Origin of the sequence: Vibrio sp. 10N.222.52.C12, from assembly GCF_041474215.1 — a bacterium.
Classification (GTDB): Bacteria; Pseudomonadota; Gammaproteobacteria; order Enterobacterales; family Vibrionaceae; genus Vibrio; species Vibrio crassostreae_C.
In genome coordinates, this window is the sequence record NZ_JBFRTR010000165.1 from 1 (window position 1) to 1412 (window position 1412).

Annotated in this window: 1 protein-coding gene; it reads right to left on the minus strand. The window is 41.9% G+C overall.

Annotation, left to right across the window (positions count from 1 at the left end):
• Positions 1 to 13: 13 nt before the first annotated feature.
• Positions 14 to 1321 carry an IS4 family transposase gene (locus AB4623_RS22760; protein WP_029235596.1) on the minus strand — a complete coding sequence of 436 codons (1308 nt, stop codon included), beginning with the start codon at positions 1319 to 1321 and terminating at the stop codon, positions 14 to 16.
• Between the last annotated feature and the right edge of the window lie 91 nt (positions 1322 to 1412).

Consider the following 1412-nt stretch of genomic DNA (forward strand, 5'->3'; position numbering starts at 1 on the left):
TAATGCCGTTCACTTAAGAGTGAACGGCATTTTTGTTCTTAGCATACCGTTGTGGTCTGGGTTTAACTCTTCTAGGGAATGTCCTTTCCCTTCGCCCTTCAAGTATTAAGCTTTCAGCCATGTTGTGGAACCCCTTTAGCTGACGAGGTATTGCGCCTGGTGTTGAATAAGGTAAGCCTACAAGTAACGCTGATACATGAGCTAACGTGCCGTTAAAACTCAGTTGATAAGGAAGGTAATTTCCCTTTAAATTGAAGCAGAGCTCGACCATCTGATATCGGATTAAATTGTAAGTAAGCAAGATGCCCCATAACTCCTGCTTGACCAGCTCTGGTAAACGACTTCGCAGCGTAAGACGGTTTCCAAGCATGTATTGTTTTTGCTCTCGGTAGCCCAGCTCTATTTCCCAACGATGCTCATAAAGGCCTGCAATATCTTTTGATGGGTAACGCAGGGAGTCCGTCATGGAGGTTAATACTTGGTAGTCTTTTCCTTTAATTTTACGAGTGACAAGTCGAGCGGTTATCGACTTTGGTAAATCAGGCCATAGCTTTCTAGCTCTTGGATTACTGTGTAATTGAACAAGTTTGTCATTTCGCCCTAAAGATTGAACAATGTCATATTGTGTATTTTTCTTGAGGGGGATAAGCCAATGGCGCTCTGAGCCAGAGTCTTGCCATTTATGTAATAAACCTAAAGAATAGAACCCCTTATCGAACATTGTTACGCTATGGTTTGGTGTTGTTTCTATCAGTTTTTCAGCTAATATCATTTCGTTTGTATTGTAATTATCAAATGCACTGGCCGTAATAATGTGACTGCTTAGTTCCATTTGGCAGACCATTCTCACTTGCGGATATTGCGTCCCTTTTTGTCGAGAAAATGCCTTTTCATTTTGCGGGTTATCGGGCGTTCGCCAAACAACGCCATCGACGCCAAGCAGCGTTAATCCATTCCATTGGGGTAACTTTGCACTGTTTAACCATGACGTAGTCATTCGCTCAAAGACCGCTTTAATTGCGTCTTCACCCAACGTCTTTCGACGTTGAGTTAACGCACTCGGTGCGACAAAAGCTTTACCTGTACGGTCGACAATATCAAGTTGGTTCACTAAATCTTTCATGGATTTACTGTTATAGATAGCCATTCCAACAAGCAGCCACACCATGGATTCTAAAGTTAATTTCCTCTTTCTCATCGTGACAGTATCAGTAAGAGAATAGGCTTCGTCGATGAGTTCAATTGGAAGCAAGTCAGACAAAGTCTCAACGCTGCTAGGTTTCCAATCATTAATTATGTTTAGAGCTTGAGAAACATCCATAAAAAAATCCAAGTGCATTAAATACACTTGGATTTTGACAGCTCTGAAGGATCCTTCAACCGATCGCTTTGGCTTTAACTGATCGGCATTA

Coding starts and splice junctions, on each gene's coding strand:
- AB4623_RS22760 (WP_029235596.1), bottom strand. CDS start 1,321: ATGGATGTTTCTCAAGCTCTAAACATAATTAATGATTGGAAACCTAGC.